We start from the raw sequence: 24,911 nt of genomic DNA, 5'->3' as shown, positions 1-24,911 counted from the left end.
AATTATTAAAGATAATGTTGAAAGTTTGCTTTTTCACAAAATGTCAAATGTCGCGGCTATTTATATTTAAATTCGACGTTAATACTTTGCCGAGCCCTTGAGGGGCGAAATATATTAATCGGCTGAGGTGTTATCAGATGTTTGATGAGCAAGTTGGTATTTCCCGTATCGAGGTAAAACTCGACGCCACAAATCATGGTCAGCACAAAGTGCTTTATGCCAACGGTCGCATGCAGGTGCGTGTATTGGTGCTTCTGCACGGCATCGATAACAGTGGCGACGGCGTATCGCTGCATGGACATCCTGCATTGCCGTCATTGCGGCTGATTGCCTACAACGGTGCTCGGCCTCTGGAGGGAGACTGGAGTGTTTCGATTCAGGAAAATCGTTACGCTCACGAAATGTCGGGTGGGGCAACGCGCCTGACAGAAGTCCCGCGGGTCAGTGACAACCAGATAAGCAACGCCGCAGATCCGGTACAGATTTTCCAGTTCTGGGTCTCGGCTTCCCGACCTGGAATTATGGAAGTGGCTGCCGAGATCTCCTTGAATGGCGTGGTATTGCGAAGTAATGGGGTTGGTTTCGACAGCAGTGTTACGCTGGAGGCGATTCCTCCGAAAAAATACAATCAGAACAGTTTCTCTCTTTATAAGTACGGTACTTTCAGCGAAAGAGTGTACGAGGAGCGCATTCAGTATTTTCATCTCGGGCTTCACGCTGACGGTCGCCAGATCAACATTCTTGACTGGTATAGCACCGGTATAAGACTTAATCCGTATGATGCTGAAGACGCGGTAATGGTGTACTCGTCAGGCACGATAAACCACTACAGTGGTGGCGGCAGGAGTTTTTATGGCTATCTGGCGCCAATCTATGGGCGATCGGCTTCGGTCAATACGCCTCTGGGTTTCATTACTTTCCCGATTAACGATGTGCCTGGTGTATTGACGCTGGTGCAGCGCACGACTCTACAGGCGGAGGAGAAGCCGGCGACGAGAGGTGCGTTCGAATTCGCCGTGATTGATGAGTTCGGTACGGAGCATTGGCTTGCTATCAAGGGTGATACAGAACAGCGAACTTTTATTCTGGATGAGTCGAAACGGTCAACAAAACAATTTGCCTGATTTCATTTGTGTGATTCAGCGAATTTTCGTTAGTCAGCTTGACCTGTTTAAATTTGCATCTGGAAAAAAGGATATTTTTCTATGGAAAGTAATTCATCTTCCGCTGTTCACTCCAACGCTTTCAACTTTGGTGAATTTGTTTCAGGAGGCGTTGATCCCCGCACGGGCATGTACACCTGCGCATTTTCGCTTGGCAAGTTGCACTCGGCGGATCTCAATGGTCCGGAGCTTGCACTTTCAGTGGGCTTTAATCCGCTCAATCAGGCGGATAGTGGTTTCGGCGTTGGCTGGTCTTTGACACTGACCAATTATGACTTGCGCAGCAAAGTGATGACCTTGTCCAACGGTGAGCGCTACAAGGCTGTCGAGACGTCTACCGGCCTTAAGTTCAAGGAAATGAAACTGCAAACGGCGAAAGTGTCAGTCGCTGGAGCAGGGCGCTATGAAGTTCGATACAAGGATGGGCGGCGTGAACTGCTCAAAGTCCTGGCCGGCACTCAGGTCGCCGTCGCGGAAAAAATAATAGCGGCGAATGGTGTGAGCATTACGCTGAAGCATGAGTTGTTCAACCAGTTTCCCCGATTGGCCGAAGTCCGTGATGCCAAGCGCTGCCTGTTGAAAATCACCCGCGCGGCAGGTCAGGTGACGCTGTCCCGGCATCCCGACACTACTTCCAGTTCCAACTACAAGCTGATCTTGAAGAACTCTCGAGTGACGGCCATCGAGCTGCCGGTTGGTAAGGGTTGGGACCTTGAGTATGAACTCATCGCTGGAGCCAGCTATGTTCATCGCATCGTCAATCCGCTGCGCGGGGTCGAAATCATTCGCTACAAGCGGCACGGCCACAGCTTCATCAGCGGTGTGGAACGGACACTGCCGTTTGTGATTGCTCACGATGTCTACCCTGGGCGCGGCCAGCCCCGACTGTGCAAGACTTACACGTACTCCGACCATAACTTCCTTGGGCAGGGCCTCCTTCCTGCCAAGGATAGTGACCTGGATCCTCTCTATCTGGCGCCCGGCCACTACGTCTACACCTCGGACGAGCACTTGCTGGTCAGCGGCAAAGTACATACCCGCATCAAACGCACCTACAACAAATTCCATCTGTTGGTGGCTGAGGTTACAACCTGTGGTGACGCTCAGATCGCCACCACCACGGAGTATCACTGTTCCGTTACCAAGCCATTCAGTGAGCAGGTGGCTCAGTTCCGCATGCCTAAAGTCCACACGGTGACGTACCTCGATCGGCGTACTCAACAGCAGCGTGTGGAAACCACCGTCACGGAGTTCGATGACGAAGGTAACTTGCTCAAGCAGGTCGAGCCCACAGGGGTGACGACGACCACGGAATTTTATCCGGCCAGTGGTGGAGATAACTGCCCAGAGGATCCGCTGGGCTTTTCCAGATTCCCGAAAAAAGGACGGTGACTGCTGCCGCATCCGATGGTGCTTCGACAGTCACCTACTACGACTACGCGCTGCATCCGGCGCTGGACGGTGCGGAACTGGCATCCGTGTTACCGGTCGAGGAGCGTTTTTGTGAAGTGTTGGAAGGCGTTGAGGTATTGCGTTCGAAAACCGCACGCAGTTATTTGAATACGCCCGGGGATCCACTCAAGCATGGAGCCACGAAAGAGCAGAGTGTCATCCTGAATGATAAAAAAACCACTATCGAGTTTTCCTATGAACTTGAGGGTGACAGGTTGCGAGTCAGGTCCAGCACGCGCGGATTTGACGGCACGCTGCAGACCAGTGAGAAAGTGCTGTCGACGCTGACCGGATTACAGGTCTCTGAAGTCGGTGTCGATGGCGAGCACATCGAGCATGAGTACGACGCAATCGGTCGGGCAGTGGGCAAAACGGTTGCTGGCGGCACCCCATATGCGGCCGTTACCCGGTGGACCTATCTGGCTGCCAGCAAACAGCATCCGGCGACAATGGTGACCACGGATCCTGCTGGCGGCGAGCAAAAAGTGACTTATGACGGGATGGAACGGGTGATCACCGTTCATGAAAAGGACTGCGACCATCCCGACAAGGACGGTCTGATTCAGACACGCACGCTTTATTCTGCGCTGCATGATTCGGTCGGCCACAAGGTGAAAGTGACGCTGACTGATTGGCGTGATGGCAAGCCTTATCCGGTCAGCACCGGCTACGAATTCGATTCCTGGGGCCAGGTCAGCAAGACGCTGCACGATGATGGACGTATCGAACACAGCGAGGCGGACCCGGTTCTTCGCCGGCAGACCCATTGGCTCCAGGGGATGGGCAAGACGATCACCCTCGTCAATGATTTCGGTAAACCGCTGAGTGTCGAGAGCTTCAATCTGAAGAACAAAAGTCTCGGCAAAACCGTGTACACCTATGACGGCTACGGGCGCACAACCAGTCAGACAGACCCTGTCGGCAATACCAGTCGATATGAGTACGACGTTTTTGACCGGATAACCCGCAGTGTCCTGCCCGACGCCACTGCGGTCGTGACCGACTACGCCGGGCACAGTGATGAAGGTCTGCCGATCAACATCAAGGTCGCTGACAAAGTGTTGGGGCAGCAAACTTATGACGGTCTGGGTCGCTTGATCCGGAGTACCGTGGGCGGACGTAAGTCCGAGGCTGGTTATGAAGCGGGCTTCACCCAGCCGCAGTGGTACAGGAGTGCTGATGGCAAAAAAACCGAATTCACTTATTTGCGGGAACTGGGCGGCCTGCTGACTGAGCGCAAGGCAGGGGATCTGGTCACGACCATGACGTATGACCCCCTCAGTGGCAATCCCTTGACCTGTACCGAAAACGGCAGAGAGCGCAATTTCGCCTATCACCCCTCCGGGCGTGTGAAAACCGAAACGATGACCCTCGGCGCTATCACCAAAGCAACCTCCAGTAGCTGGTCCCTGCAGGGGCGACCGATCAACCATGTCAATGTGCTCGGAGTCGAAAGCACATCCGAATACGATAAGCACGGCCGCCTGCTATCCACCTCCCAGGGCTCGCTTAAAACCGAATTCCACTACAACGCGCAGACGGGGATGCTGGACTGGACGAAAACCGAAGAAACGTCAATCAAGCGTCAAATGCTCACCCGGTTTGCCTATGACGATATCGGGCGTGAAACCCGCCGTACATTCGAGATTCAGGGTCAGCCAGACCAGACCCTGGAATCGACTTACACGCTGGCTGGCAAACTGGCGCAGAAAGTGACCAGACGTGGCACTCAAGTGTTACGTGATGAACAGTTCACCTACGATGTGCGCGGGCGCTTGATCCAATACGACTGTGCCGGCACGCAAAAGCCGCGCGATCCGTATGGCAAGGAAATTGTCCGCCAGACATTCACCTTCGATGCATTGGATAACATCCTCACCGTGCAGACGAAGTTCCCGCTGGGGGTGAATCTGACCACCTTCAGTTACGACAATCCTGATCCTGCACAGCTCAGCGCCGTCAAACATTCCCACGTCGACTATCCCTCGGCAGTGACGCTGGAATACGACGCCAACGGCAGGATGATCAAGGACGACCAGGCGCGAACGCTGGCCTATGACGCGTTCGGACGTCTCGAGCAGTTGTCCAGCGCAGGGGGATCAGTGATTCGTGGCTACCATTACGACGGTTTCGACGATCTGGTGGAGCTGTCGCAAGCCGAAAAAGCAATTGTGCAGCGTTACTACTACGCAGGCCGGGTTGCCAACGAGGTGAGTGGTGAAAGTTCAACCAGTGTTGTGCGTCACGGTGGAGCGCTCGTGGGGCAACAGCAATCGGGGTTGAACCCCGACGCGCAGCTATACGCCACCGATCAGCAGCAAAGTGTGCTGGCAACGCTGGGCAAGGAGCAGCTCACCGATTGCGCCTACAGCCCTTATGGGCATCGTCCCGCCGAAGGTGGATTGTTCAGCGTTGCAGGGTTCAACGGCGAACAGCTGGATCCGGTTACCGGGCTGTATCTGCTGGGCAACGGTTACAGGGCTTATAGTCCGACACTGATGCGCTTTCTCGCCCCCGACAGCATGAGTCCATTTGGCGCGGGCGGATTGAATGCCTACAGTTATTGCCTGGGCGACCCTGTCAATCGTGTCGACCCTACCGGGCATATCTCCTGGCAATCGATCCTGGGCATCGGCCTCAGTGTTCTCGGAATTGTTGCCAGCGTGGTGACGATGGGCGCGGCGACGCCATGGGCAGTGGCGGCATTGGGGCTGGCGGTTGCTTCAGGCCTGGCGGGTATTGCCAGCGAGGTGGTCAATGAACTCGCACCGGGTTCTCAAGCGGGCGAGATATTGGGCTGGATCAGTTTTGGTCTTGGGCTGGCTTCGGTGGGGGCAGGGCTGGCAGCTGGTGCCAAAGCGGGCATCAATGCTGGCAGGAAACTGGCTGGCGCCTTCAAGCAGGGCCTGAGTAGTAAAGGCTCCAAAGCAGCGGGTCAAGAGATGGCCCGAGGCATGATCAAGGGTAAGGGAAACAAGGCGGCGGCCAAGGCGAAGGCGAAGGCCAGCGCGGCCGTTCAGGAAGAGGCCGAGAAACCATGGTCACTCGTCAGGGTCGACCCCAAAAAGAACATCCTTGAGAAAGAGGGCCTTACCGGCTTGCTTGAAAAGGCCGAAACTTTCATGCAGCACATTGAGGCGGGTAACTCCCCGACGTCTTCTGCAGCGCTGATTCATGCCAAATACACGCCCATGCATGGTCCATCCGGCTCAGCATCAAAGCCGATGCATCTCTATCTGTCGCAAGGAGACCGAATATATATGACCGAAAACGCCAAGGAGCGGATCGCGGTCATCAACCAGCTGGGTGGTCATTTAAAGGAAAAAAGTAAGTCGGAGCACGCAACGAAACGATACAAGGCGAAAGCAGGAACACTCAAGGTCCGGCTACGATTTGAACAGTGCGCTTGCCGGTTTTGCGAGCGCGCGGTGGGCGTGCTGTTCCAGTGCCCACTCGACATGTTCCCTGACCAACTCTGACGGATAATCACGTCGCGCCTTCAACGCTTCCAGCACAGGAATCGATGAAGGCGCATTCCCCAGTCCCACCGCCAGATTGCGTAACCAGCGCTCGTACCCGGCACGCCGCAACGGTGAACCTTCGGTGCTGCTCAAGAACTTTTCTTCATCCCACATGAACAGTTCAGCCAGCTCGGCATTATCGAGATTGTGCCGTGGCTTGAAATCGCTTTCTCCAGTCGGCCGAGCGAAGCGGTTCCATGGGCAGACGATCTGGCAGTCATCGCAGCCAAACACCCGATTGCCGATCAGCGGACGCAGGTCTTCGGGGATGGCGGTCTTCAGTTCGATAGTCAGATAGGAAATGCAGCGCCGGGCGTCCAGCACGTACGGGCCGACAAAGGCGTTGGTCGGGCAGATATCCAGGCATGCGGTGCAACGCCCGCAATGTTCAGTGCTGTGTGGTTCGTCCACCGGTAGCGGCAGGTCGACGAACAGTTCGCTCAGGAAGAAATAACTGCCGGCCTTGCGGTTCAACACCAAGGTATTTTTACCGATCCAGCCCAGTCCAGCCTGTTCGGCGATGGCTTTTTCCAGCACCGGTGCGCTGTCGACAAACGCACGAAAGCCGAACGGGCCGATCTCCGCCTGGATCTTGTCGGCCAATTGTTGAACACGTTTACGGATCAATTTGTGGTAATCACGGCCCAAGGCATAACGCGACACGTAAGCCTTCTCCGGCTCAGCCAGGCGTTTGGCCATTTCGGTATCGCCTGGCAAGTAGTCCATGCGCAGGGAAACCACGCGCAACGTGCCCGGCACCAGCTCTTCGGGATGCGAGCGTTTGCTGCCATGGGCGCCCATGTAGTCCATGTCGCCGTGGTAGCCGGCCTCGAGCCAGCGCTGCAGATGCTGCTCGTGTTCGGTCAGGTCCAGACCGCTGATGCCGACTTGCTGGAAGCCCAGCTCGCGGCCCCAATCCTTGATCGATTGGGCGAGGGCGGGCAGGTCTGTGGTGATGGCGGACATGAGGCGAGAGAAACCGGAGCTGAGGTGCGTATAATTCTGCCAGACATCGGAGCCCGAAGACGCATGCCGCAGACGAAAGATGAATTACCCGACGCGCTGTACCGCGCCGCGCAGGTGCGCGAACTCGACGCGCGGCTGATCGCCGCCGGCACGCCGGGCTTCGAATTGATGCAACGCGCCGCCCGCGCGACGTGGCGCGCACTGGTGCGCAAATGGCCGGGCGCGAACGAGCTGACCGTGCTCGCCGGCCATGGCAACAATGCCGGTGACGGTTATCTGGTGGCCGGGTTGGCGCTGCGGGCCGGCTGGACCGTGCGCGTTCTCGCCGTCGGCGATCCGCAACGTTTGCAGGGCGATGCCGCACTGGCCCATGCCGAATCCGTGGCTGCTGGTGTTGTGGTGCAAGGCTGGCAGGCGCAAAGCGAGCTGTGCGGTGTCGTCCTCGATGCCTTGCTCGGCACTGGCCTGAGCGGCGAAGTGCGTGAGCCCTATGCCTCGGCGATCAAGGCGATCAACGCCTGCGGTTTGCCGGTAGCAGCGGTCGATATTCCTTCCGGGCTGTGTGCCGATACCGGGTGTGAACTGGGTGTCGCGGTATGCGCCGATCTAACGGTGACCTTCATTGGTATGAAGGTCGGACTGTTGACCGGTGATGCTGCGGATCATATCGGTGAGCTGGTCTTCAGCGACCTGCAAGCCCTCGACGAAATTTTCAGTGACATTCCTGTCTGCGCTCAGCGTCTGAGCGCCGCTAATCTTCCAGCACTTGCGCCGCGCGCGCCGACCTCGCACAAGGGCCGCTTTGGCCATGTGTTGCTGATCGGCGGCGATCACGGTTTCGGCGGAGCGATTCTGCTCAGCACGGAAATGGCCTTGCGCGGCGGCGCGGGCATGGTCTCGCTGGCGACTCGCCCAGAGCATGTGCCGGCGGCGCTGACCCGGGTCCCGGAGGCGATGGCGCTCGGCACTTCGTCAGCCAATCAACTGATGGGGCTGCTGGAAAAGGTTTCGGTGCTGGTGGTCGGACCGGGTCTCGGTCAGGGCAGTTGGGGCCGTGCGCTGTTGTCGGCGGCCGCCAATGCTGCGTTGCCGCAAGTGTGGGACGCCGACGCGTTGAACCTGCTGGCCAGCGATTTTGTCCAGTTGCCCAAGGATTGCGTGATCACCCCGCATCCGGGTGAAGCGGCGCGCTTGCTTGGCATCAGTACCGCCGAAGTGCAGGCCGATCGCCCGGCCGCTGCTCTGGCGTTGAGCAAAAAGTATTCAGCGGTAGTGGTTCTGAAAGGGGCCGGCAGTCTGATCGCCCATCCCGATGGGCGTCTGGCCCTATGTCATCAGGGCCATCCGGCGATGGCCACGGGCGGGTTGGGGGATGTGCTGGCCGGTCTGACCGGCGCATTGCTGGCCCAAGACATGGACGCGTTCGATGCGGCATGCCTGGCCGTCTGGCTGCACGCCAACGCGGGTATGCAACAAGGCAAATTCGGCCGTGGGCTGGCGGCCAGTGATCTGATTCCAGCCATTCGTCAGTTGTTGGAGGAGCAAGCACCGTGTCTGAAGTAACCCTGTACCTGGCCGATGAACAGGCAATGAGCGACTTTGGCGCACGGATCGCCCGCGTCACCCAGGGCCATGGCCTGATTTTTCTTGAAGGTAATCTGGGTATGGGCAAAACCACCCTGTCACGGGGCATCATTCGTGGGCTGGGGCATGTCGGCGCGGTAAAAAGTCCGACCTTCACATTGGTCGAGCCCTACGAGATCGGTGACATACGTGCCTTCCACTTCGACCTCTATCGTTTGGTCGATCCCGAGGAGCTGGAGTTTCTCGGCATCCGCGACTACTTCGAAGACGATGCCCTGTGCCTGATCGAATGGCCCGATAAAGGTGCAGGCTTTTTGCCAAAGCCTGACCTGACCATTACCATTAGCCCGCAAGACAGCGGGCGTTCGCTGAAAATTTTAGCCCAGGGCTCGCGTGGCGAGGCCTGGTGTGCCGCTTTGGCATTGGAATCCAATTAAATGATGGGGTTTGGTATGCGCTTTCGCGCGTTGGTGGCTGCCGCTGGACTGATGTTGATGGCAGTAACCGTCAACGCTGTGGCCGATTCAAAGGTCAACAGCGTGCGCCTGTGGCGTGCGCCGGACAATACGCGACTGGTCTTTGACCTCAGCGGCCCGGTGCAGCACAGCGTTTTCACCCTGACAGCCCCTGATCGGCTGGTGATCGACATCAACGGCGCCACCCTCGGCGCGCCGTTGAACGTGCAGACCGCGAACACGCCTATCACCGCGATGCGCTCAGCCCAGCGCACGCCGACCGACCTGCGGGTGGTCATCGACCTGAAAAAAGCCGTCACCCCGAAAAGCTTCTCGCTGGCGCCGAACGCGCAATACGGCAACCGTCTGGTGGTCGATCTGTTCGACAACCCGGCCGATGCCGCGCCGCCGCCAGCCCCGACGCCATCGGTGGCGACCGTGCCGGCGGTGCCGGTGACTCCGACCGAACCGGCGATCAAGTTGCCGCCAGCCCCGGCCGGCAAGCGCGACATTATCGTTGTCATCGACGCCGGCCACGGTGGCGAAGATCCGGGCGCGTCAGGCTCGCGCGGCCAGCGTGAGAAAGACGTGGTGCTGCAGATCGCCCGCGAACTGCAGCGTCAGGTCAACGGCATGAAAGGCTTCCGCGCCGAGCTGACCCGTACCGGCGACTACTTCATTCCTTTGCGCGGGCGTACCGAAATCGCCCGCAAGAAGGGCGCCGACCTGTTCGTCTCGATCCACGCCGACGCCGCGCCGTCCGCGGCCGCTTTCGGTGCTTCGGTGTTCGCCCTGTCCGATCGTGGCGCTACCTCCGAGACCGCCCGCTGGCTGGCCGACAGTGAAAACCGATCCGACCTGATCGGTGGTGCCGGCAACGTCAGCCTCGACGACAAGGACCGCATGCTCGCCGGCGTGTTGCTCGACCTGTCGATGACCGCGTCGCTGACCTCCAGCCTCAACGTCGGGCAAAAGGTGCTGACCAACATCGGTCGCGTCACGCCGCTGCACAAACAACGTGTGGAACAAGCCGGGTTCATGGTGCTGAAGTCGCCGGACATTCCGTCGATCCTGGTCGAAACCGGCTTTATCTCCAATGCCAACGAAGCGAACAAACTGTCCGCATCGAGCCACCAGCAAGCGCTGGCCCGTTCGATCAGCAGCGGCGTGCGCCAGTTCTTCCAGCAGAATCCGCCGCCGGGCACCTACATCGCCTGGCTGCGTGACTCCGGCAAGATTGCCCAAGGCCCGCGCGACCACCGTGTCGGCCCGGGTGAAACCCTGGCGATGATCGGCGTGCGCTATCAGGTTTCGCCGGCCACCTTGCGCGCCGCCAACAATCTGAAAAGCGATGAGCTGAAAGTCGGTCAGCACCTGACCATTCCAGGCACCGAACTGGCGTCGAAAGAATGAACCAGGTATTGAACACTGCGCGCATCGAGCTGCTCAGCCCCCGCCTGGCGAACCAGATTGCCGCCGGTGAGGTGGTCGAGCGCCCGGCTTCGGTGATCAAGGAGTTGCTGGAAAACAGCCTTGACTCCGGCGCCAAGCGTATTGACGTCGATGTCGAGCAGGGCGGCGTCAAGTTGCTGCGCGTGCGCGATGACGGCAGCGGTATTTCCGCCGATGACCTGCCGCTGGCCCTGGCCCGTCACGCCACCAGCAAGATTCGCAATCTCGAGGATCTCGAGCAGGTGATGAGCCTGGGTTTCCGTGGCGAGGCGCTGGCGTCGATCAGCTCCGTGGCGCGTCTGACCCTGACCTCGCGCACCCGCGATGCCGATCAGGCCTGGCAGGTCGAAACCGAAGGCCGGGACATGGCGCCGCGCGTGCAGCCGGCGGCGCATCCGGTGGGCACCTCGGTGGAAGTTCGCGACCTGTTCTTCAACACCCCGGCCCGGCGCAAATTTCTCAAGACCGAAAAAACCGAATTCGATCACCTGCAGGAAGTGATCAAGCGTCTGGCGCTGGCGCGCTTCGATGTGGCTTTCCATCTGCGCCACAACGGCAAGACCATCCTCAGCCTGCACGAGGCCCACGATGATGCAGCCCGCGCACGGCGTGTGGCGGCGATCTGCGGTTCGGGTTTCCTTGAGCAGGCGTTGCCGATCGAGATCGAACGCAATGGCTTGCACCTGTGGGGCTGGGTCGGTTTGCCAACCTTCAACCGTAGCCAGGCTGACTTGCAGTATTTCTTTGTGAACGGGCGGGCGGTGCGCGACAAACTGGTGGCGCACGCGGTACGCCAGGCTTATCGCGACGTGCTGTTCAACGGTCGGCATCCGACCTTCGCACTGTTTTTCGAGGTCGATCCGGCAGCAGTAGACGTCAACGTGCACCCGACCAAGCACGAAGTACGCTTCCGTGACGGGCGCATGGTCCACGATTTCCTGTATGGCACGCTGCACCGTGCGCTGGGCGATGTGCGTCCGGAAGATCAATTGGCCGGCTCGGTCACCACGGCGATCGTTCGGCCGAGCGGGATCGAGGCGGGCGAGTTTGGCCCACAGGGCGAGATGCGTCTGGCCGCCAATGCGCTGCTGGAGCAGCCGCAGGCGCAACCGGCGTTCAACACGTCATCCGGCGCCAGCGCTGGCGGCGCTTATCAGTATCAATACACGCCGCGTCCGCAATCGGCGGTGCCTGCTGCCGAGGCGCAAGCCGCATACAAGGAATTTTTCGCGCCGCTGCCTGAAGCCAATGCCAGCGCACTGCCGACCGGTCAGGAAGATATTCCGCCGCTCGGCTATGCACTGGCGCAGCTAAAAGGCATCTATATCTTGTCCGAAAACGCCCATGGCCTGGTGCTGGTGGACATGCATGCCGCCCACGAGCGGATCATGTACGAGCGCCTGAAAATCGCCATGGCCAGCGAAGGTCTCAGTGGCCAGCCGTTGCTGGTGCCGGAGTCGCTGGCGGTCAGTCAGCGCGAGGCCGATTGTGCTGAAGAACACGCCGCTTGGTTTCAGCGTCTTGGTTTTGAATTGCAGCGGCTGGGGCCGGAAACCCTGGCGATCCGGCAGATTCCGGCACTGCTCAAGCAAGCCGAAGCCAATCGACTGGTCGGCGACGTGCTCTCTGACCTGATGGAATACGGCACCAGTGACCGTATCCAGGCGCACCTCAACGAACTGCTCGGCACCATGGCCTGCCACGGCGCGATCCGCGCCAACCGGCGTCTGGCCCTGCCGGAAATGAACGGTCTGCTGCGCGATATGGAAAACACCGAGCGCAGTGGTCAATGCAACCATGGCCGACCGACCTGGACCCAATTGGGCCTGGACGATCTGGACAAATTGTTCCTGCGCGGTCGCTGATGAGCCAGCTGCCTCCAGCGATTTTCCTGATGGGCCCGACCGCTGCGGGCAAGACCGATCTGGCCATCGAGCTGACCAAGGTGCTGCCGTGCGAATTGATCAGTGTCGATTCGGCGCTGGTCTACCGCGGCATGGACATCGGCACGGCCAAGCCTTCGAAAGAGTTGTTGGCCGAATACCCGCACCGCCTGATCGACATCCTCGACCCCGCTGAAGCGTATTCCGCTGCCGATTTCCGTCGCGACGCGTTGCAGGCCATGGCCGAAATCACCGGGCGAGGAAAGATCCCGCTGCTGGTCGGCGGCACCATGCTCTATTACAAGGCTCTGGTCGAAGGTCTGGCGGACATGCCGGCAGCCGATCCCGAGGTCCGCGCGCAGATCGAGGAAGAAGCTGCACGCCTCGGCTGGCAAGCCCTGCACGAACAGTTGGCGCAGATCGATCCGGTGTCGGCGGCGCGCATCCATCCAAATGATCCGCAACGCTTGAGTCGGGCACTGGAAGTGTATCGAGTCAGCGGGCAGAGCATGACCGCTCTGCGCGAGCAACAATCTGCGCAAAGTACTGAAGCAGCCGCTTCGGGACGGCAACAATTGCCCTATACTGTCGCGAACCTGGCCATTGCTCCGGCGAATCGTCAGGTTCTGCACCAGCGAATTGAACAAAGATTCACAAATATGTTGGAACAGGGATTCATCGACGAGGTCGTAGCCCTGCGTAAAAGAAGTGACCTGCATTCGGGGTTGCCGTCTATACGTGCGGTAGGCTACCGCCAAGTCTGGGATTACCTGGACGGCAAGCTGACATTGGCCCAGATGCAGGAGCGGGGCATCATCGCCACGCGCCAATTGGCCAAACGCCAGTTTACCTGGCTGCGCAGCTGGGACGATTTGCATTGGCTGGACAGTCTTGATTGCGACAATCTGCCACGCGCCTTGAAATACCTTGGGACCATCTCCATATTGAGCTGAGTCCTTGCAATTGCCGTCTATCCTTGGGGGTGTGACGGCCGAAGCCATCTGAATTTACCTGTTTTTATTATTGAATCCTTAAAGGAGTGCGGCACATGTCAAAAGGGCATTCGCTACAAGACCCTTACCTGAACACTTTACGTAAAGAGAAAGTCGGGGTTTCCATCTATCTGGTCAACGGTATCAAGCTGCAAGGGACGATCGAGTCGTTCGACCAGTTCGTGATCCTGCTGAAAAACACCGTAAGCCAGATGGTCTACAAACACGCTATCTCGACCGTCGTGCCGGTTCGTCCAATTCGTCTGCCTAGCGCAACCGAAAACGAACAGGGCGATGCCGATGCAGCGCCGGGTAACGCCTGATAGGAGTCTCCTTTGTTCTTTGAGCGCCACGGTGGTGGTGAACGAGTCATCCTCGTTCACTTGGATGGACAGGACCCTGAGGCGCGCGAAGATCCGCAGGAGTTTCAGGAGTTGGCAAATTCGGCTGGCGCCGAGACCGTCGCGTTTTTTAACGTGCCGCGTCATCGGCCAACCGCCAAATATCTGATCGGCAGCGGCAAGGTCGAGGAACTGCGCGACCTGGTCAAGGCTGAAGAAGCCGATCTGGTGATTTTCAATCACATCCTCACGCCCAGTCAGGAACGCAACCTTGAACGTGTCTTCGAGTGTCGCGTGATCGACCGCACCGGGCTGATTCTCGATATTTTCGCCCAACGCGCACGCACCCATGAGGGCAAGCTGCAGGTCGAACTGGCCCAGCTTGACCACATGAGCACGCGGCTGGTTCGCGGCTGGACTCACCTTGAGCGTCAGGGTGGCGGTATCGGTATGCGCGGTCCGGGTGAAACCCAGCTGGAAACCGACCGCCGTCTGCTGCGGGTTCGCCTGCGCCAGATCAAGGGGCGGCTGGAGAAGGTGCGCAGTCAGCGCGAGCAGTCGCGCCGTGGCCGATCCCGTGCGGACATCCCTACCGTTTCGCTGGTGGGATACACCAACGCCGGCAAATCGACACTCTTCAACAACGTGACGAAGTCCGAGGTGTACGCGGCCGATCAGTTGTTCGCCACGCTCGACCCGACCCTGCGCCGGCTGGAGCTTGACGACCTCGGTCCCATCGTCCTCGCCGACACCGTGGGGTTCATTCGTCACCTGCCACACAAGCTGGTCGAGGCATTTCGGTCTACGCTCGAAGAGTCGAGCAATTCCGACCTGCTATTGCACGTGATCGATGCGGCCGAACCGGATCGCATGTTGCAGATCGAGCAGGTGATGGTGGTGCTGGGCGAGATTGGTGCCCAGGACTTGCCGATCCTCGAGGTCTATAACAAACTCGATTTGCTTGAAGGCGTCGAGCCGCAGATCCAGCGCGATGCCGATGGCAAGCCGCAACGGGTCTGGCTCTCGGCGCGTGATGGCAGCGGTCTGGAATTGCTTGAGCAGGCCATCGCCGAGTTGCTCGGCAGTGATCTGTTCGTCGGTACCTTGCGCTTGCCGCAACGCTTTGCTCGGCTGCGTGCGCAGTTTTTCGAACTCGGGGCGGTGCAGAAAGAAGAATACGATGATGAAGGTGTCAGCCTGCTGGCCGTTCGTTTGCCCCGGATCGAGTTGAATCGATTGGTAAGCCGCGAAGGATTGCAGCCGATGGAATTCATCGAGCAACACACTTTGCAATAAAAGCCTGACAAAGCGGTTGTGCCGCAACGGCAGGCATTCTGTAGCATTGGTCGGCGCGCCGTGGGTGCGTCTTTGCTTTATCAGATGGAGAGCGCTATGGCTTGGAATGAGCCGGGTGGCAACTCGAATAATCAGGATCCCTGGGGTGGCAAGCGCCGCAATAACGGCGACCGCAAGGGACCACCGGATCTCGACGAGGCCTTCCGAAAGCTGCAGGAAAGCCTGAACGGGTTGTTCGGTGGTGGTAAGAAACGCGGTGATGACGGCGGCGGGTCGGGGCGCAGCAGTGGCGGCTTCGGCGGTCTGCTCGGCATCGGCCTGGTCGTGCTGGCGGCTGTCTGGCTGTACAGCGCGGTCTACGTGGTGGACGAGCAGGAGCAAGCCGTTGTGCTGCGCTTCGGCAAGTACTACGAGACTGTCGGCCCGGGCCTGAACATCTACTTCCCGCCGATCGACAAGAAGTACATGGAGAACGTGACGCGTGAGCGTGCGTACACCAAGCAGGGCCAGATGCTGACTGAAGACGAGAACATCGTCGAAGTGCCGCTGACCGTGCAGTACAAGATCAGCAACCTGCAGGACTTCGTGCTGAACGTCGATCAGCCGGAAATCAGTCTGCAGCACGCGACCGAAAGTGCACTGCGTCACGTGGTCGGGTCCACCGCCATGGACCAGGTGCTGACCGAAGGTCGTGAATTGATGGCCAGCGAAATCAAGGAGCGTCTGCAACGTTTCCTCGATACCTATCGCACCGGTATCACCGTCACCCAGGTCAACGTACAGAGCGCAGCAGCACCGCGTGAAGTGCAGGAAGCTTTCGATGACGTGATCCGCGCCCGTGAAGACGAGCAGCGTTCGCGCAACCAGGCTGAAACCTATGCCAACGGCGTTGTGCCGGAAGCCCGTGGTCAGGCCCAGCGCATCATCGAAGATGCCAACGGTTATCGCGACGAGACCATCTCGCGCGCCAAGGGTGAGGCCGATCGCTTCACCAAGCTGGTCGCCGAGTATCGCAAGGCACCTGAAGTCACCCGCGAACGTCTGTACCTGGACACCATGCAGGAAGTCTTCAGCAACACCAGCAAGGTACTCGTGACCGGCAACAAGAACGGCCAGAGCAATCTGCTTTACCTGCCGTTGGACAAAATGATCCAGAACAGCTCGGGCAACGCACCGGTGACCGGTTCGGCCGCCAGCAACAACACGGACGTCACGCCGCATGTCACTGACGTGCCGCAGACGCGTACAAGGGAGACCCGCTGATGAGCAATAAATCGCTGATCGCCCTGATCGTTGGCGTCGTTGTGGTACTGGTGGGCTGGAATTGCTTCTACATCGTCGCTCAGACCGAGCGCGCGGTGCTGCTGCAATTCGGTCGTGTGGTTCAGGCGGATGTCCAGCCAGGTCTGCATGTGAAAGTGCCTTACGTCAACCAGGTGCGCAAATTCGATGCGCGTCTGCTGACGCTGGATGCACCGACGCAGCGCTTCCTGACCCTGGAAAAGAAAGCCGTGATGGTCGATGCCTACGCCAAGTGGCGGGTGAAAGATGCCGAGCGCTTCTACACCGCGACTTCGGGTCTGAAGCAGATCGCCGACGAACGTCTGTCCCGTCGTCTCGAATCGGGGCTGCGTGACCAGTTCGGCAAGCGCACCCTGCACGAAGTGGTGTCGGGTGAGCGTGATGCGCTGATGGCTGACATCACTGCATCGCTGAACAAGATGGCGGAAAAAGAGCTGGGTATCGAAGTGGTTGATGTCCGGGTCAAGGCCATTGATCTGCCGAAGGAAGTGAACCGCAGTGTGTTCGAGCGTATGAGCACCGAGCGTGAGCGTGAAGCTCGCGAGCACCGCGCCAAGGGTAACGAACTGGCCGAAGGCATCCGTGCCGACGCCGATCGTCAACGCCGCGTGCTGCTGGCCGAAGCCTATCGTGAATCCGAAGAGGTTCGCGGTGACGGTGACGCCCAGGCGGCTGCGATCTACTCCAAGGCCTACGGTCAGGATCAGGAGTTCTACGGTTTCTACCGTAGCCTGCGTGCCTACCGTGAAAGCTTCGCGAACAAATCCGACGTCCTGGTCCTCGACCCAAGCAGCGACTTCTTCCGTTACCTGGAAAAAGCCAAACCTTGATACGACGTTGACCTGAATCATTCCGCCCGGCGGCTAAAACCTCGGGCGGGGTGATCCTTTCGGAAAACGTGTGTATGATGCGGCAGCCGGGAAATTCCCGGCTTTTTTGCGTCTGCACGTTTGATTGCTGTTTTTGTTGCAGGCATCGGGTTTGAATAGCCCGAGCGTTTTTCGAGGAAAGTGATGGGCGAAGCCGCCAGCCGGCCTTTCGCTGCGTCGTTCATGCGCGTGCGTTTTGAACGCTCCGGTCATTTTCTGCTTCACTCAAGGCTCGCCCTCGTGCTGGCCGCCCGGATCAAAGGGGAATGGCGTAATGGCAACGGTAGACCGCTGGCTGCTGCCAGATGGCATCGAAGAAGTACTGCCACCGGAGGCGGCGCGCATTGAAGTCGCGCGTCGTCAGGTGTTGGATCTGTTCCAGAGCTGGGGTTACGAGTTTGTCGTGACTCCCCATATCGAGTACCTGGAATCCCTGCTGACCGGCGCGGGCCAGGACCTGGATCTGCGTACCTTCAAGGTCATCGACCCGCAATCGGGCCGGCAGATGGGTTTCCGCGCCGACATCACGCCGCAAGTGGCGCGTATCGATGCGCACACCCTGCGCCGCGAAGGCCCGAGCCGTCTGTGCTACGCAGGCAGTGTCCTGCACGCCCAGCCGCGTGCATTGTCGTCCTCGCGCAGCCCGATCCAGCTGGGCGCCGAGCTGTACGGCGACGCCAGCCCGAGCAGCGACGTCGAAGTCATCAGCCTGATGCTGGCCATGCTGCAACTGGCCGATGTGCCGGACGTGCACATGGACCTCGGCCATGTCGGCATCTATCGTGGTCTGGCTCGCGCCGCCGGTCTATCCGGTGAAGTCGAGCAGCAGTTGTTCGATGCCCTGCAGCGCAAGGCCATCGATGAAGTGATTACCCTGACCGAAGGCCTGCCGACGGATCTGTCGGGCATGCTGCGCGCACTGGTTGATCTGTGCGGCGGCCGTGAAGTTTTGAGCGCTGCCCGCGAGCGTCTGGCCAATGCGCCGGCGCCAGTGCTGGCGGCGCTGGAAGACCTGCTGGCGATCGCCGAACGTCTTTCCGTGCGCTTCCCGCAGCTGCCGCTGTATTTCGACCTCGGCGAGTTGCGCGGCTACCACTACCACACCGGTGTGGTGTTCGCGGTGTTCGTGCCGGGCGTTGGCCAGTCCATCGCTCAGGGCGGTCGTTACGATGACATCGGCGCTGACTTCGGCCGCGCGCGTCCGGCGACCGGTTTCTCTACCGATTTGAAAACCCTGGTGACCCTGGGGCGTGCTGAGATCGAGCTACCGTCTGGCGGTATCTGGATGCCTGACAGTACGGATGCGGCACTCTGGCAGCAGGTTTGCCAGTTGCGCAGTGAGGGTCAGCGTGTCGTTCAGGCCTTGCCTGGACAACCTTTGGCCGCCGCCCGTGATGCGGACTGCGACCGGCAATTGATTCAGCAGAACGGGCTTTGGCAAGTATCGCCACTGGCTTCTTGAGTTTTCCTGCCGGCCATCGCCGGCACCAAGTTTGCGCGAATGAGGACAAGTGTTATGGGTAAGAATGTCGTAGTCCTGGGCACCCAGTGGGGTGATGAGGGCAAAGGCAAGATCGTTGATCTGCTGACCGAACATGCTGCCGCCGTAGTGCGCTACCAGGGTGGCCACAACGCGGGTCACACGCTGGTGATCGACGGCGAGAAAACCGTCTTGCACCTGATTCCGTCGGGCGTGCTGCGCGAAGGCGTGCAATGCCTGATCGGCAACGGCGTGGTGGTTGCACCTGACGCCCTGCTGCGCGAGATCACCAAGCTGGAAGAGAAAGGCGTACCGGTGCGCGAGCGCTTGCGTATCAGCCCGTCCTGCCCGCTGATCCTGTCCTTCCACGTTGCGCTGGACCAGGCCCGTGAAAAGGCCCGTGGCGAGCTGAAGATCGGTACTACCGGTCGCGGCATCGGCCCGGCGTACGAAGATAAAGTTGCCCGTCGTGGCCTGCGTGTCGGCGACCTGCTGAACATGCCACGCTTCGAAGACAAGCTGCGTGAACTGGTGGATTACCACAACTTCATGCTGGTCGGTTACTACAAAGAACCAGCCATCGAATTCGAAAAGACCCTGGCCGAGTGCAAGGAATACGCTGAGCTGCTCAAGCCGCTGATGCTCGACGTGACCGCCGAGCTGCACGACCTGCGTCGTGCTGGCAAGGACATCATGTTCGAAGGCGCGCAAGGTTCGTTGCTCGACATCGACCACGGCACCTACCCGTACGTGACCAGCTCCAACACCACTGCAGGTGGCGTGGCGACCGGTTCGGGCGTGGGTCCGATGTTCCTCGACTACATCCTGGGCATCACCAAGGCCTACACCACTCGCGTCGGTTCCGGCCCGTTCCCGACCGAGCTGTTTGACGAAGTCGGTGCGCACCTGGCCAAGCAGGGTCACGAGTTCGGCGCTACCACCGGCCGTGCCCGTCGCTGCGGCTGGTTTGACGCCGTCATCCTGCGTCGCGCTATCGATGTGAACAGCATCTCGGGCATCTGCCTGACCAAGCTGGACGTACTCGACGGTCTGGAAACCATCAACATCTGCGTCGGCTACAAAGACGCGCAAGGCAATGCTGTTGCACCGACCGATGCTGACAGCTACGTAGGCCTGCAGCCTGTGTACGAAGAAGTGCCAGGCTGGAGCGAATCGACCGTGGGTGCAAAAACCCTGGAAGAGCTGCCGGCCAATGCTCGTGCCTACATCAAACGCGTTGAAGAGTTGATCGGCGCGCCGATCGACATTATTTCGACGGGCCCGGACCGCAACGAAACCATCGTTCTGCGTCATCCGTTTGCTTGATAAGTCGTTGATGTAAAAAACAAAGGCCCCTTAATCGGGGCCTTTGTCGTTTATGCCTGTTGGACGGCATGACCTTTGCTGTGAATCTGTCTACAAGAGTGCCATCAAATTAATGGCGTCAGAAGTAGAGGGATTTAAAGTGTCAGCCGTTCTCTCACTGTTACAAAGCCGTTTGTTGCGGCCGGTGTTCGTTACCCTTGGTATCGCCCTTTTGGTGCAGGTGTTGGTGGCGGTTGCCCTGACGCGGAGCACGGTGACCGCGCTGGAAGCCGATCTGGCCGTGCGCCTGGGTGCCGACAGCCAGAAGCTCTCCGGTGAGCTGGAGCAGGCCGGGCGTGAAGTCACTTCAAGTCTTGATGCGTTATCGGCCAGCACTCGTCAGCGCCTGACGGTCGGCCTGTCCGCGCGTCTGAAAGAAGAGCAGGCGCAGCTGCGAGCGACGCTGGAAAAGGACCTGAAGGATTCGGCCAACGACATGGCGCAGTTGCTTGCATCCGTAGCGCCGCGTGCCATGTGGGACAGCGACGTGCCGACGCTCTCGGAGTTCGCTCGTCGCGCCCAGCGCAATCCCAACGTGTTGTTCGTGGTGTATGACGACGCCACCGGCCAGCATCTGACCCGTTATCTCAACCGTGAAAACCCGATCAACAAGGCCTTGCTGGAAAAAGGTCAGGGCGAGCGCGCGCTGGATAAAGTGCTGGATGCGGCGAAGAACGATCCCTCAGTCTATTACCTCGAAGCCTCGATCAATCCCAATGGCGTGGAGATCGGCAAAGTGCTGATGGGCGTTTCCACAGCCTCGGTGGAAACCGATCTGGCCGAGCTCGACAAGCGCTTCCTGGCGCTGATTGCCAGCAGCGATCAACTGGTCGGCGACAGCCTTAAAGGCGCAGCGGCGGACAGCGCCAAAGCGATGCAGGCGCGCCTGCAATCGGCGCAAGCCACCGCTGGTGAAATGAAAGCCAACACCGCACAAACCGTTCAGGAAGCTGCCGCCACTCTTCGCTGGCGCATTGGCCTTGGCCTGGCGCTGGTCGGTTGCGGCGTGCTGCTGTTGCTGGCCGTGGTGCTCGGTCATCGTGTGGTCAATCGTCTGAAAATGCTCAATGCGGCGATGGACGATCTGGCAGCGGGCGAGGGCGATCTGACCAAGCGTGTGCAGATCAACAGCAAGGATGAAATCGGTGACATGGCCTCAGCGGTCAATCGCTTCGTGGATAAATTGCAGCCGATCGTGCGCGAGGCGGGCGACGTCGCTCAGCGCACTGGCGTGGAAATCGGCGCGATGACTTTGCGCAACGCTGGCGCCGATGCCGCTGCCGGAATGCAGCGCGATGAAGTGGCGGAAAGCCTGCGCGCGCTGTCGCAAATGGCAGACGAGGCGCAGTCGGAAAGTCAGGCGATGCAGGCGGCGCTCAAGCAGGTTGTCGATATTCGTCAGGCCACCGATGAGAACACCCGGACTTCGGCGAAAGTTGGCAGCCTGATCGAAGCGCTGGCCGGGCAGGTCGATACCGGGGCGAAGGTTATCGAGCGACTGGCGCAGCAGAGCGAGCAGATTGAGGTGGTGCTGACGGTGATTCATGGCATCGCCGAACAGACCAACCTGCTGGCGTTGAACGCTGCGATCGAGGCGGCGCGGGCCGGTGAAACCGGGCGTGGGTTTGCCGTGGTGGCGGATGAAGTTCGTGCGCTGGCGAGCAAGACGCAAAGCTCCACGGGCGATATTCAAGCGCACATCGTCGCTCTGCAACAGGGCGCACGTGAGGCAGTCGAGGCGATTGGCCAGGCCGGACGGCAGGCCAGCGAAGGTTTGCTGGTCTTGCGCGACAGTGCGCGCTTGCAGCAATCGGTGCAGGCTTCGGTCGAGCAGGTGCATGCGGCGATCGGTCTGGCGACGCAAGCAGCAGCGCATCAGGCGCAGGGTGCACAGGCAGTGCGTGGGCGCGTCGAAACGATTCATGCCCAAGCCGAGAAAGCGGCGCAGGCAGTGGTGGAAACCACCGCCAGTGGCAAGGTGCTGGATGGTCTGGCGGCGCAGTTGAAGGCTAGCCTGGGGCAGTTTCGCGCTTGATGTTATCCGGGCTGGCATCTTCGCGAGCAGGCTCGCTCCCACAGGGAAACTCAATCCATTGTGGGAGCGAGCCTGCTCGCGAAAGCGGTATCAGCGGCTCAGATACATCCGCGTCGTCAGCAGATAAACCGGCAGCCCGGACACCACGATCAACAACGCCGCATAAGGCGCCGCCGCCGCAAACTCGACATTCGCTGTATGCGCCCAGACCTCGGTCGCCAGCGTATTCAGTCCGGTTGGGCTGAGCAGCAACGTCGCCGTCAATTCCTTCATCGCATCGAGAAACACCAGCGCAAACGCCGCGCCCAGTGCCGGGAAAATGATCGGTAATGTCACCCGGCAAAACGCCGTGAACGACGATGCGCCCAAGGTCCGCGCGGCTTCTTCCAGCTGCGGTGCAGCCTTGTTCAGTGCCGTACGAATCGGTGCCTGCGCCAGCGGCAGAAACAGCAGCGCATAGGCGATCAGCAGCAAGCCCGACGTCTGATACAGCACCGGCACGTAATGCAGGGCGAAATACACCAGCGTCAACGCAATCACCAGGCCCGGCAGCGCGTGCAGCAGATAAGGCAGGCGTTCGGCCCAGATTGCCAATTGGCCTTTATAGCGCACCACCAGCAGCCCGACCGGCACTGCCAGCGCCAGGCACAACGCCGCGCCGCCCAACGACAATGCCAGCGATGACAGCAGCGCCTCAGTGATCGCTGCTACCGGGAACGCCGCCGACGAACCGACCGCCAGCCAGTAGGCCAACATGCCCAGCGGAACGCCGCTGCCGATAATCGCCAGCAACAGGCAATACAACTGACCTGCCGCAGCCCATGGCCCAAGCTTTACTTGCTCAGCCTGTCGCGCTGCACCCTGGCCAGTGCGCACATGCCGGCCCTTGCCGCGCACCCGCAGTTCCAGCCACAACAGCAGCAGGCACAGCGCCAGCAACACCGCCGAAAGCATCGCTGCGTTGGCGTTACTGAATTCCAGTTCGAATTGCTGGTAGATCGCCGTGGTAAAGGTCTGCAAACCGATGATCGACAGCGCGCCGAATTCCACCAGCATGTGCAGGGCAATCAGCAGCGAGCCGGCCAACAGCGATGGCCACAACAGCGGCAGGGTGACGCGGAAAAACACGCCCCAGCGATTCTGTCCCAGCGTGCGGGCGGATTCTTCGAGAGAGGGATCGAGATTGCGCAGGGTCGCCGCGACTGGCAGGAAGATCAGCGGATACTTCGACAGGCTCATCACCAGAATCGCTCCGCCGAGGCCTTCGAACTGCGCACTCAGCGACACCCAGGTGAAGCTGCTGACAAACGCCGGCACCGCAAACGGCAGGCACAGGATCACGCCCCACAGGCGTCGACCCGGCAGATTGCTGCGTTCCAGTAGCCATGCCAGCGACAGGCCGATCACGGCGCAGGTGATCGTCACGCCGACCATCAGTGCCAAGGTGTTGCGCAACAGGCCAAACACATACGGGCGCCACAGCAAATGCAGCGCCTCGGCCCAGCCGGCCTGCCAGGCTTTCACCCCGACGTAGGCCAGTGGCAACAGGCTCAGTACCACCAGTAGCAATACCGGCAGCACCAGCCAGATCGACGGCCGCTTGCGCCTTGGCACATAACCCCGCGCGCGGCGGGGGGCGATAACGATGCTGCCATCAGTTCAGGCCAACTTCGCGTTCCAGTTCCAGCGCTTCTTCAGCGTTGCCCAGATCCGCCGGGGTGACGTTCGGCGCTTCCAGTTCGCTGAACGGCTTGAGACCGCGATCCGATTCCATGCCTTTGTGCAGCGGATATTCAGCGGTGGTCTGGGTGATCACGCGCTGACCTTCTTCGCTGGCCATGAAGGCGAGGAATTGCTGGGCTTCTTTTGGATGTTTGCTGGATTTCAGTACGGCAGCGCTGGACACGGTGATCAAGCCGCCAGCGTCGCCGCCGGTGAAGTAATGCAATTTGGAATCGAGCTTGCCCTTCTCGCGTTGCAGGGCGAACCAGTAGTAGTTGTTCACCAGTACGGTAGCGACTTCGCCGTTTTCCACAGCTTTGAGTGCGACCATGTTGTTGCTGTAGGTCTTGCCGAACGCGCGCAGGCCGGTCAGCCATTCTTCGGCGGCGTCACGACCGTGCAGCTTGATGATCGCTACGGCCTGCTCCTGGAAGGCGCCGCTGGTCGGAACGAAGCCGACCTTGCCCTGCCACTGCGGCTCGGAAAATTCCATCACCGATTTCGGCAGGTCTTTTTCATCGATCAGTTTCGGATTGAACGCGACCACGCGTACGCGGGCGGTAACGCCGATCCAGGTGCCATTGGCGGCGACGTATTTTTCCGGCAGAACTGCCAGCGTGGCGTCATCGGCCTTGGCCAGCAGACCCTGTTCGCCGAGGTTATTCAGCGGCGGCGACTCTTCGGTGTAGATCACATCGGCGGGGGAGCGGTCGCCTTCTTCGATGATCTGGCTGGCGAGCTGGTTGCTGCTGCCTTTGCGCACGTTGACGTGGATGCCGGTCTTGGCTTCGAAAGCCTTGGCAATCGCGTCGCCGACTTCCTTGTGCTGGCCGTTGTAGAGAGTCAGGGAAACCGCATCGGCAGCCTGGGTGAGGGGAGTGGCGAGTGCCAGGCCGAGGAGGGTGAAGGTCAGGCCTCGGCGCAGGGTATTTCGAAACGTCATTCGCAGGGTTCCTCACTGTCGCATTGCAAAAACTTGCAACAATGATAAACGATATTGTTTCTCAAGTGCGCCTTGTGGGGCGACTGGCGA

At 59.7% G+C, this 24,911-nt stretch carries 18 protein-coding genes and 1 pseudogene; 15 read left to right on the top strand and 4 right to left on the bottom strand.

From position 1 onward, the window contains the following. Nucleotides 1–137: 137 nt before the first annotated feature. From ACZZ0K_RS21375 to ACZZ0K_RS21365, 3 genes are all read left to right on the top strand, one after another. Complete coding sequence (locus ACZZ0K_RS21375; protein WP_258707517.1) at nucleotides 138–1,124, top strand: hypothetical protein; 987 nt, start codon at nucleotides 138–140, stop codon at nucleotides 1,122–1,124. 81 nt (nucleotides 1,125–1,205) lie between these two features. Further along, on the top strand, nucleotides 1,206–2,555 hold the full coding sequence (locus tag ACZZ0K_RS21370; RefSeq protein ID WP_463559321.1) for a hypothetical protein: 1,350 nt from the start codon (nucleotides 1,206–1,208) through the stop codon (nucleotides 2,553–2,555). Further along, complete coding sequence (locus tag ACZZ0K_RS21365; protein ID WP_463559320.1) at nucleotides 2,552–6,094, top strand: RHS repeat domain-containing protein; 3,543 nt, start codon at nucleotides 2,552–2,554, stop codon at nucleotides 6,092–6,094. The genes ACZZ0K_RS21370 and ACZZ0K_RS21365 overlap by 4 nt, the downstream gene beginning before the upstream one ends. Here the strand turns inward: ACZZ0K_RS21365 and queG are convergent. Continuing rightward, nucleotides 6,002–7,102, bottom strand: a complete 1,101-nt coding sequence (gene queG / locus ACZZ0K_RS21360) for a tRNA epoxyqueuosine(34) reductase QueG (protein WP_252885218.1) — start codon at nucleotides 7,100–7,102, stop codon at nucleotides 6,002–6,004. The genes ACZZ0K_RS21365 and queG overlap by 93 nt on opposite strands. A gap of 63 nt (nucleotides 7,103–7,165) precedes the next feature. Between queG and ACZZ0K_RS21355 the strand changes: the two genes are divergently transcribed. From ACZZ0K_RS21355 to hflC, 9 genes are all read left to right on the top strand, one after another. After that, complete coding sequence (locus ACZZ0K_RS21355) at nucleotides 7,166–8,665, top strand: NAD(P)H-hydrate dehydratase (protein ID WP_258707519.1); 1,500 nt, start codon at nucleotides 7,166–7,168, stop codon at nucleotides 8,663–8,665. Beyond that, nucleotides 8,653–9,123, top strand: a complete 471-nt coding sequence (gene tsaE / locus ACZZ0K_RS21350) for a tRNA (adenosine(37)-N6)-threonylcarbamoyltransferase complex ATPase subunit type 1 TsaE (RefSeq protein ID WP_016771950.1) — start codon at nucleotides 8,653–8,655, stop codon at nucleotides 9,121–9,123. The genes ACZZ0K_RS21355 and tsaE overlap by 13 nt, the downstream gene beginning before the upstream one ends. A gap of 51 nt (nucleotides 9,124–9,174) precedes the next feature. Further along, nucleotides 9,175–10,554 (top strand): N-acetylmuramoyl-L-alanine amidase, encoded by a 1,380-nt coding sequence (locus tag ACZZ0K_RS21345; RefSeq protein ID WP_370593506.1) that lies wholly within the window; start codon nucleotides 9,175–9,177, stop codon nucleotides 10,552–10,554. Continuing rightward, on the top strand, nucleotides 10,551–12,458 hold the full coding sequence (gene mutL, locus ACZZ0K_RS21340) for a DNA mismatch repair endonuclease MutL (protein ID WP_252877330.1): 1,908 nt from the start codon (nucleotides 10,551–10,553) through the stop codon (nucleotides 12,456–12,458). The genes ACZZ0K_RS21345 and mutL overlap by 4 nt, the downstream gene beginning before the upstream one ends. Continuing rightward, complete coding sequence (miaA, locus tag ACZZ0K_RS21335) at nucleotides 12,458–13,429, top strand: tRNA (adenosine(37)-N6)-dimethylallyltransferase MiaA (RefSeq protein ID WP_122508585.1); 972 nt, start codon at nucleotides 12,458–12,460, stop codon at nucleotides 13,427–13,429. Before mutL ends, miaA begins: the two co-directional genes overlap by 1 nt. 95 nt (nucleotides 13,430–13,524) lie before the next feature. Next, nucleotides 13,525–13,791 carry an RNA chaperone Hfq gene (gene hfq / locus ACZZ0K_RS21330; protein ID WP_016771947.1) on the top strand — a complete coding sequence of 89 codons (267 nt, stop codon included), beginning with the start codon at nucleotides 13,525–13,527 and terminating at the stop codon, nucleotides 13,789–13,791. A 12-nt stretch (nucleotides 13,792–13,803) separates the two neighbouring features. Next, on the top strand, nucleotides 13,804–15,105 hold the full coding sequence (gene hflX / locus ACZZ0K_RS21325; RefSeq protein ID WP_041480728.1) for a ribosome rescue GTPase HflX: 1,302 nt from the start codon (nucleotides 13,804–13,806) through the stop codon (nucleotides 15,103–15,105). Between the two features lie 96 nt (nucleotides 15,106–15,201). Then, on the top strand, nucleotides 15,202–16,368 hold the full coding sequence (gene hflK, locus ACZZ0K_RS21320) for an FtsH protease activity modulator HflK (RefSeq protein WP_024011368.1): 1,167 nt from the start codon (nucleotides 15,202–15,204) through the stop codon (nucleotides 16,366–16,368). Next, entirely contained in the window at nucleotides 16,368–17,237 is an 870-nt protein-coding gene (gene hflC, locus ACZZ0K_RS21315; RefSeq protein ID WP_016771945.1) for a protease modulator HflC, read from the top strand. Before hflK ends, hflC begins: the two co-directional genes overlap by 1 nt. 17 nt (nucleotides 17,238–17,254) lie before the next feature. Here the strand turns inward: hflC and ACZZ0K_RS21310 are convergent, their stop codons facing one another. Further along, complete coding sequence (locus ACZZ0K_RS21310) at nucleotides 17,255–17,461, bottom strand: hypothetical protein (RefSeq protein WP_143497950.1); 207 nt, start codon at nucleotides 17,459–17,461, stop codon at nucleotides 17,255–17,257. A gap of 89 nt (nucleotides 17,462–17,550) precedes the next feature. On the opposite strand from ACZZ0K_RS21310, the gene ACZZ0K_RS21305 reads away from it, so the two are divergent. The 3 genes from ACZZ0K_RS21305 to ACZZ0K_RS21295 all read left to right on the top strand — a co-directional run bounded on the left by ACZZ0K_RS21305 (nucleotide 17,551) and on the right by ACZZ0K_RS21295 (nucleotide 22,156). Further along, the gene (locus ACZZ0K_RS21305; RefSeq protein ID WP_041480727.1) at nucleotides 17,551–18,738 is read left to right on the top strand and encodes an ATP phosphoribosyltransferase regulatory subunit; all 1,188 of its coding nucleotides are present in this window, start codon (nucleotides 17,551–17,553) and stop codon (nucleotides 18,736–18,738) included. A 54-nt stretch (nucleotides 18,739–18,792) separates the two neighbouring features. Next, on the top strand, nucleotides 18,793–20,082 hold the full coding sequence (locus tag ACZZ0K_RS21300; RefSeq protein ID WP_016771943.1) for an adenylosuccinate synthase: 1,290 nt from the start codon (nucleotides 18,793–18,795) through the stop codon (nucleotides 20,080–20,082). 139 nt (nucleotides 20,083–20,221) lie between these two features. Further along, on the top strand, nucleotides 20,222–22,156 hold the full coding sequence (locus ACZZ0K_RS21295; protein WP_041480726.1) for a methyl-accepting chemotaxis protein: 1,935 nt from the start codon (nucleotides 20,222–20,224) through the stop codon (nucleotides 22,154–22,156). Between the two features lie 90 nt (nucleotides 22,157–22,246). Here ACZZ0K_RS21295 and ACZZ0K_RS21290 read toward each other — a convergent pair. Next, nucleotides 22,247–23,811 (bottom strand): annotated as a pseudogene (locus ACZZ0K_RS21290) (ABC transporter permease). Next, the gene (locus tag ACZZ0K_RS21285; protein WP_016771941.1) at nucleotides 23,811–24,821 is read right to left on the bottom strand and encodes an extracellular solute-binding protein; all 1,011 of its coding nucleotides are present in this window, start codon (nucleotides 24,819–24,821) and stop codon (nucleotides 23,811–23,813) included. Before ACZZ0K_RS21285 ends, ACZZ0K_RS21290 begins: the two are co-directional and overlap by 1 nt. Between the last annotated feature and the right edge of the window lie 90 nt (nucleotides 24,822–24,911).

This window comes from Pseudomonas sp. AC255 (assembly GCF_979258175.1).
The sequence above is the reverse complement of the archived record's forward strand: the minus strand, read 5'-3'. Positions and strand labels throughout refer to the sequence as shown.

Bases quoted from the DNA above. Each gene is read 5' to 3' on its own strand.
- ACZZ0K_RS21375 (WP_258707517.1), top strand. From the start codon at position 138: ATGTTTGATGAGCAAGTTGGTATTTCCCGTATCGAGGTAAAACTCGAC.
- hfq (WP_016771947.1), top strand. From the start codon at position 13,525: ATGTCAAAAGGGCATTCGCTACAAGACCCTTACCTGAACACTTTACGT.
- ACZZ0K_RS21345 (WP_370593506.1), top strand. From the start codon at position 9,175: ATGTTGATGGCAGTAACCGTCAACGCTGTGGCCGATTCAAAGGTCAAC.
- hflC (WP_016771945.1), top strand. From the start codon at position 16,368: ATGAGCAATAAATCGCTGATCGCCCTGATCGTTGGCGTCGTTGTGGTA.
- ACZZ0K_RS21305 (WP_041480727.1), top strand. From the start codon at position 17,551: ATGGCAACGGTAGACCGCTGGCTGCTGCCAGATGGCATCGAAGAAGTA.
- ACZZ0K_RS21310 (WP_143497950.1), bottom strand. From the start codon at position 17,461: ATGAACGACGCAGCGAAAGGCCGGCTGGCGGCTTCGCCCATCACTTTC.
- ACZZ0K_RS21370 (WP_463559321.1), top strand. From the start codon at position 1,206: ATGGAAAGTAATTCATCTTCCGCTGTTCACTCCAACGCTTTCAACTTT.
- mutL (WP_252877330.1), top strand. From the start codon at position 10,551: ATGAACCAGGTATTGAACACTGCGCGCATCGAGCTGCTCAGCCCCCGC.
- hflK (WP_024011368.1), top strand. From the start codon at position 15,202: ATGGCTTGGAATGAGCCGGGTGGCAACTCGAATAATCAGGATCCCTGG.
- queG (WP_252885218.1), bottom strand. From the start codon at position 7,102: ATGTCCGCCATCACCACAGACCTGCCCGCCCTCGCCCAATCGATCAAG.
- ACZZ0K_RS21285 (WP_016771941.1), bottom strand. From the start codon at position 24,821: ATGACGTTTCGAAATACCCTGCGCCGAGGCCTGACCTTCACCCTCCTC.
- ACZZ0K_RS21300 (WP_016771943.1), top strand. From the start codon at position 18,793: ATGGGTAAGAATGTCGTAGTCCTGGGCACCCAGTGGGGTGATGAGGGC.
- miaA (WP_122508585.1), top strand. From the start codon at position 12,458: ATGAGCCAGCTGCCTCCAGCGATTTTCCTGATGGGCCCGACCGCTGCG.
- ACZZ0K_RS21355 (WP_258707519.1), top strand. From the start codon at position 7,166: ATGCCGCAGACGAAAGATGAATTACCCGACGCGCTGTACCGCGCCGCG.